This is a genomic window from Helicobacter sp. 11S02629-2 (assembly GCF_002272875.1).
Taxonomy (GTDB): domain Bacteria; phylum Campylobacterota; class Campylobacteria; order Campylobacterales; family Helicobacteraceae; genus Helicobacter_I.
Genome location: NZ_MLAN01000025.1, coordinates 1 through 6921, shown reverse-complemented (window position 1 = coordinate 6921; position 6921 = coordinate 1). Strand labels below are relative to the sequence as shown.

The 6921-nt window shown below is 33.5% G+C and carries 3 protein-coding genes and 1 CRISPR repeat array; of the genes, 1 reads left to right on the top strand and 2 read right to left on the bottom strand.

Going from position 1 to position 6921, the window contains the following annotated elements; all coding sequences use genetic code 11:
* Nucleotides 1-134: 134 nt before the first annotated feature.
* Nucleotides 135-895: direct repeats of the CRISPR family, unit length 35 nt; unit sequence GTTATAAGAGTCCCCTAAAGTTCTATATGCTACAA.
* Nucleotides 896-1152: 257 nt separating this feature from the next.
* Nucleotides 1153-2103 carry a type II CRISPR-associated endonuclease Cas1 gene (gene cas1, locus BKH40_RS08345; protein ID WP_180675172.1) on the bottom strand — a complete coding sequence of 317 codons (951 nt, stop codon included), beginning with the start codon at nucleotides 2101-2103 and terminating at the stop codon, nucleotides 1153-1155.
* Between the two features lies 1 nt (nucleotide 2104).
* Nucleotides 2105-5827 carry a type II CRISPR RNA-guided endonuclease Cas9 gene (gene cas9 / locus BKH40_RS08340; protein ID WP_095278563.1) on the bottom strand — a complete coding sequence of 1241 codons (3723 nt, stop codon included), beginning with the start codon at nucleotides 5825-5827 and terminating at the stop codon, nucleotides 2105-2107.
* Between the two features lie 108 nt (nucleotides 5828-5935).
* On the opposite strand from cas9, the gene cas2 reads away from it, so the two are divergent.
* The gene (gene cas2 / locus BKH40_RS08335; protein WP_095278562.1) at nucleotides 5936-6265 is read left to right on the top strand and encodes a CRISPR-associated endonuclease Cas2; all 330 of its coding nucleotides are present in this window, start codon (nucleotides 5936-5938) and stop codon (nucleotides 6263-6265) included.
* The last annotated feature ends 656 nt before the right edge of the window (nucleotides 6266-6921 follow it).

Sequence of the window (6921 nt, the reverse complement as noted above, 5' to 3'; positions counted from 1 at the left end):
ATCTTACAAAGTCAGTGTAGCTAAATTCTTTATTACCATGTGTGTTTAAGGCTATAAGCTTTTTTAGTACGCTTCCTTCTAGCTTTTCCCTGCTTCCTTTACCTAGTTTTTCTACGTAAGAAAAAGCTAATGCTGTTATAAGAATCCCCTAAATTCCTATGTGCTATAATTTGATTATATAATCCCCGCCAAGTTGAGTTGTTATAAGAGTCCCCTAAAGTTCTATATGCTACAATGTGAATTTATATCTTTATCAAGCACTATGTGTTATAAGAGTCCCCTAAAGTTCTATATGCTACAATCCCCTCAATCACATCCTCATTCATTATTTTGTTATAAGAGTCCCCTAAAGTTCTATATGCTACAATAAGACCTAAATGCTTTAAGTCTAGAAGATGGTTATAAGAGTCCCCTAAAGTTCTATATGCTACAACTACTTATATACTCGGGAATTGACATTAAATGTTATAAGAGTCCCCTAAAGTTCTATATGCTACAACAAATTGAAATTGCTTCTTTCACTTTTTCAAGTTATAAGAGTCCCCTAAAGTTCTATATGCTACAACGCACGGCTCCAAAACGCCCCCTAAAGATTAGTTATAAGAGTCCCCTAAAGTTCTATATGCTACAACGGGAGTGCTGTTTATAATCTCGAAAAATTTGTTATAAGAGTCCCCTAAAGTTCTATATGCTACAACCTGCAAAGCCTACTGGTATAACTCCATCTGGTTATAAGAGTCCCCTAAAGTTCTATATGCTACAACAGATCCACAACAAAGTATTCAAACCTTTTGGTTATAAGAGTCCCCTAAAGTTCTATATGCTACAACCCAATACACTTACTGGACCTACCGATCTGGGTTATAAGAGTCCCCTAAAGTTCTATATGCTACAACACATGTCGGACTTAAGCCCGTAATTTAGGGCTTTAAAAGCATATTTTTAAAGCTTAAAGTAGCTTTAAACTTTAAAATGCTATAGTTAAAACCTCTAAATGTAGAACTTTAGGGGACTCTTATAATAAGACTTAAGATTTTAAAATCTTAAGTTGTACACACATGGTTTAAGACCATGGTTTTCTTAAAGCCAAGGCCTTAGGGTCTTGTCTTTAAGAAATATATAAAGCGATTTTATATAAGTGCATTTTTGTATTTACCCATTATTGCTAACTACACTTTTTACATACCTTTCATCCAAAACTGGCAAGCTTAGATGCTCCCTTTTCTCTAAGATAACTTGTAAGTAAGACCCTATACTTTGTTCTATAGCAGCATCTATAAGATAGTATTTCCCATCCATGTAAACTTTATGATCAAAGATTCTAAGTAGATGTTTTTTATCACTTGGGCTTAATATAAACTCTTGGCTTCCCTTGCTATCAAGCCCTTTGCAAGCTTCAAGATAACTAGTAACATAAACATCCACAAAAGCACGAAAAGGCTCTAAAAAGTCATCTGCAAGATTAAAGCTGTTTAAAAAAGAGGTGTGGTGTATACCAAGGCTAGGAAGCAAACCTTTAGCAGCACACACCCTTGCACATTTTGCACGAAGCAAGGCATACGTATAATTAAGCATGATGTTAGTTGCATTGTCATCTTGCCTATTAAACTTAGCCCCAAATAGCGCCTTAAAATACTCTTTTGCAGCGATAGCTTCTTTGTTGCCCTTGTCATCTGGTAAGACTTTTGAAGCAAGCGTTTCTAAGATTTTATATCTTGCTTTATCTTTAAAACGTAAGTGGTTTGCAGAGTTTATAATCTTTGCTTTTATTATCTCTTGCCACAAAAGCCCTAGCTTTTTTTGACGCACCTTTATCTGCTTGCGTATATGCAAAGAAGCTGTGCTATGTGTTTGAAAAGGAAGCAAGATAGAAGTTGGCAGATGGGCGTTATCACAAAGCACTAAGAGTACATTATTTTCTGCCAAAGAAACTAAAACTTGTTTAGTTACAACACTACTATAAGAATCTATAACTACAGATGATAAAAGCTCTAAAGGAAGACTAACGCTTTCTTTAAGTTTGCTTATATCATCTAGTATAAGATTGCCATGCTTGATGCTTAGCGTAGTGTTTGTGTCTATATAGACATTTAGATTAGCCACTTTATAGCTTTTTATGCTCTTTTAAAAACTTTTCTTGCTCTTCTTTGTAAAGATTTAGATCTCTTAGCATAAGTTTTTTTACTTGGTGATAGTTGTATTTTTTATATTTGCCTGTTTCATCTTTTTTATATACATTACCCAAGATATCAACTTGTAGCTTTTCTATCTCTAGTATCTTGGTGCCACCTATAGCTGGTTTCCACGCATAAGTTTTTGCTTCTATATCACCTTTTTTATTTATAGATAACTCTTCATGGATAACTGGATGAAGCATAGTTGCTTGTGTATTTGAAATATCAACTTCACTTAGATAGTGAATGTATTCATTGATGCTGCCTTTCTCTTTTATCTTGATGTAGATAAGATCATTTTTGTAAAGCGTATCAACATACTCATATACCAGATTCCCATCTTTATCCTTTTTATCACTCATATCCCTTTTATCATAAGTCTCCCTAGAGACTATCTGCACAACTGCATTTTTATCATCTTTTATACAGTCTGCAAAGTAGACCACGCCTATATGGAAGGTGCCTTTTTTAGTTTTATAAAGTAGATATTTTTGCTGTGAGCCTTTGTTAGCCACGCCATCTCGGATAAAGACTTTATTTATAACATTAATATTGCTACCTTTATCTTCTATACTTACTTTGCAACTTAAAAGATCTTCTAAGCTAGTTTTATGGAAGTAGTTTAGTAAAGGCTTAAAAGCACTAGAATCTTCACTCTTACTATCTTTTAAGAAAGTCTTTAAAAGATTATAAGGCTTTTTGTTACTAGTGTCTTTATTAACCAAAGATTCTAAGTTTATAAGCTTAAGCTCACTTAGTGAGATTCTTTTTACCATAGTTAGTGCACATGGATCTTTTTGTTTCAACTCTAAAAAGCCTTCTTTGTCTACTTTGGCATAGCCAGCTTTTGCATTACGAAGTGAGCTTATAGTTTCTTCGTGGGTATCTCCATGTTCTTTTAGCCTATCTACTTTACGACTTGGAAAGATTTCTTGCAAGTTTTGTCTAACCTTTTCTTTCATATTTAAGATAGGCTCACTTTGATGCAAAGTTTTTAAAAGCTTTTGTTCTATCTTGGCGTTTTTAGAACTAGCATCATCTCCATTAACAAATTCCCCTTCAGAATCCTTTGCTAACGTTGATATTTTTTGTATCATGCCCTGAGTAGTACAAGCTATGATTATGGCGTCTTCTGCGTGATGGGTGTGAAGCTTTCTATCTTTTTTGTAGCGCTCTACACTTATAGAATCTTCATTTTTTTCTTGCGTCCCTATGTGCCAAAGATTACGCATGATAGTAGTTGTGTTGCCATTACGCACATATACTCTTTGGCGTGTTGTGCCATCTTCATTTTTATCTGTTAGATCACTACAGTTTCCTTCAAACTGAAGATGACGTTCTATGTAGTTTTTTATAAACTTCCCAGCATATCTTGTATCACTTAGCACACGTCCATTTTTTAGGCTTTCTTCAAGCTTAGTCTCTAGCTCTTCTTTTGTGATAAGTAAGTTTGCCTCTTTTGTCTTTTGCAAGTGCAGTGATTTAACTCTTGTTACATAGTCTTCTTTGTTCTCATCATTAGCAAACATAAGCATAGGTATCCTGTTAGCTTTTTTTTGATTGCAATCTCTGTGTGCTAGGACTTTGTTTGAAAAGCTATTATCAAAACTTATAGAATAAGGGATGATATGGTCTATCTCATAGCTAGCAAGATCGTTTTTATATAGTGTTTTACCACAATATGGACATCGCTCATTTTGATTTAAAAGCAGTCTTGCTTTAAGCAATGTCTTTTTGCTTGCATTTTTGCCCACAAATGTTTCTGCGTTTGCATTTTCGTTTCTAAAAAACTTATTTTGCTCTATCTCTCTTCTTATCTCTTCTTTAGTTTTTGGCAAGTCGCGTGCTAGCTCTATGTGCACATGATCAAACTTATAGTGCTTGTGCTCACCATTAGATATATAGGTCTTTTTAATAAGAGTATTTATTAATATCACTACTTGATTGGCAATCTTTCTAAGTTTTGGATTAGTTGCAAAGATAAGGTTTTCTTTTTGTGCCCTTGTTATGGTTGGTAAGTATTTATATTTTTTAGTATTATCTTGTAGTTCATAGCCCGCACTTTGGCAAGCTTCTATATACTTTTGTCCTTGCAGTAAAAAAGGCTCTATCTTCTTAAGGGCTTTTAAGCTTAGGTTAGAAGTACCTAAGATGCTATTTTCAAAAAGACCTAAAAGCCTTTCTTTTAGCTCTAGCTTGCCTTGTCTAGCTAGCTCATCATGCAGCTTTTCTTGAAAAGCCACATAGTCTTTTTCCCTACTAAAAATTTCAACTATAGAATCTACATCATCCCGCCCTAAAGCTGAAGCTAAGTCTTTCACAGAGTAAAGCTCTAAGATCTCTTTTATGCTATCTTGCTTATAAAATATCTCTTTTTTTTCTATAGCCTCATAGTCTTTTTTTACTTTGCTGTAAAACTTTTTAGAATCTGGTGTATGGCTATTTACATCAAGACTGCTTTCTAATAACGCTATAAAATCTGCTTCGTTATCCACATTTAAAGCTAGCCTATAAGATAAAGTAACAAAGCTTTTTATATCACTATCTTCTTTTAGCCTGCATCCTTCTAAGCCTTTTTGTATAGTTTCTTGGCATCTTTTTACATAGTCTATATCTTTAAACTTAGATTCTGATTTTAAAACATCCCTTAAGTCTTTATAGCTTAACTGGCAGCCTTTTTCAAAAAATAGGCTTGCTAGAGCACTTAAGTGCTGTGTATTAAGGCTACTATCATCAAACTTAAGGTTGTTTAACTTTTGAAGGAGGATGCTAAGGATGGTAGTTAGGGAATGTTTTGGTGCACGAAGCTCACCTTTTTCAAAAGTACACTTGCCTAGCATCTTTTCAAGTTGCTCTGCACTTAAGGCTGGAGCTTTAGCATTTATAGTATCTATGACTTTATTTATAAAAGTGGAATCTAACTCTTTATAAAACTCTGCTTGCTTAGTTAGAATTCTTCTTGCTTCATCTTCTATCATGTCCTTATCTGCCATCACTTCATTGCGATACTTCATATGGGCAGGAGGCACATGCTTTTTTATGGCCTCTTGTATCAAGTGTGTGCTAAAGGTTAAGTCCCCCATGCTGCTTCTAGCTTTTAGAATCTTATCCTTAGTGCCTTCTTTATCTTTGCCTTTTTTACCCTTAGACGCCTCTAGCACTGGACCTGAGCGATAACCTCTATGCCTACATATGTGATACATGATGGCAAAAATCTCATCTTTTTCTAGTCTTTCTTTAAGACCAAGTTCGCGTAGGTTGTAAGGGACTAGCGTTTTGTTATCCCTTGCTTTTCTTATCTTTCCTAGAAAGTTTGTAAAAAAGCTATCGTGGTCATAGTCTGAGTTTAAAAAGCCTATGTCTTTAAAGATAGATTCCATCTCTTGCATACGTTTATGACGACGTGCAAAGCGGTTGCGGTTACTTTTATTAGCCCTGCGTACAGCACTTATAGGCTTGCTAAATCTATCTTCACTTAACTTATCAAAAAGCCTAACGCCAGATGTGATGATATGGCTAGCCTCTTTGCATTTTCTTTCTTCAATCTTATCTTTATCTTTTTTATTATCTTTAATCTCATGAATCTCAACTATGGCATAGCCTATAGATTCTGTTCCTATGTCAAGCCCTAGTACCCTTTTAACCTCTATCATGTTATACCTTTTTGTATAAATTCTTTATTGGCTATAACAACATAAATTTTAACTTATTAACTTTAGTTTAAATTTTTATCTAGCTTATGTGAGACTATAGGAGTTTTCATGAATGGAGATATATTAATGAGAGTATTAGTTATGTTTGACCTGCCAGTTAGCACTAGTGAAGAAAGAAGTGAGGCTTCTAAGTTCAGAACACACTTGCTTAAGCTTGGCTTTTTGATGATCCAATTTTCTATTTATAGCAGGATTATTAAAGGTGTGGAATCTTCTAAGGGGCTATGTGCTAAGATAAAGACTGCTTTGCCAAAACATGGTAGCGTTAGGGTGCTTGAGATAACTGATAGGCAGTATGAAAACATGCATATACTTATAGGACCTCCTAAAAAGCGTAGTGAGACTTTAGACTTAGGGAGAAGTTTGTTTGACTTTTAGCTTTGGTAAGCTTGGAAAACCTACTGCCATAAATTATAGGGCTTAGCTTTTGCATAAAAGCACTTTTATAAAAGTAAAAGCATTATTTATTTGCATGGTATAATTCACCTCCTTAAAGATTTAAACTTATTAACGTTATAAGAGTCCCCAACTAACTAGTCTACTACCTACTGCTATAACGTATTAAGTCCATCCATTTTGTTAATACTAAAAAATATGTAATAGGTATGTATGATTATAAAGATAAAGTTTAAAATCACTACAAGCTTAAAAAACCTTAAACTATGAGCTTTAAATGCAAGAATGTTATAGCATTAAGGCTTTTTAGAACTTCTTATACCCAAACCCACTTTAACTCTAAAACATTAAAAGCCAAATAATAAAATTAGAAATATTAAGTAAAAATAAGCCATAAGGATAATAAAAAAGAAATAAGATAGGCAATAAAGAAAGATTGGGTATTAAAGAAATAAAAAACTAAAAAATAAAGCTTAAAATAATAGATTAAAACAATTAAAGTGTTAAGCTAAAACAAGCAAACATTAAAACTAAAGAATCAAACATGTTATAAACATTACAAATATTAAAAAGATTCATTAAGTCTAATAAGCAAAAATGAAATATTAAAAAAATAAAAAACAAGTAAGTTATAAAAC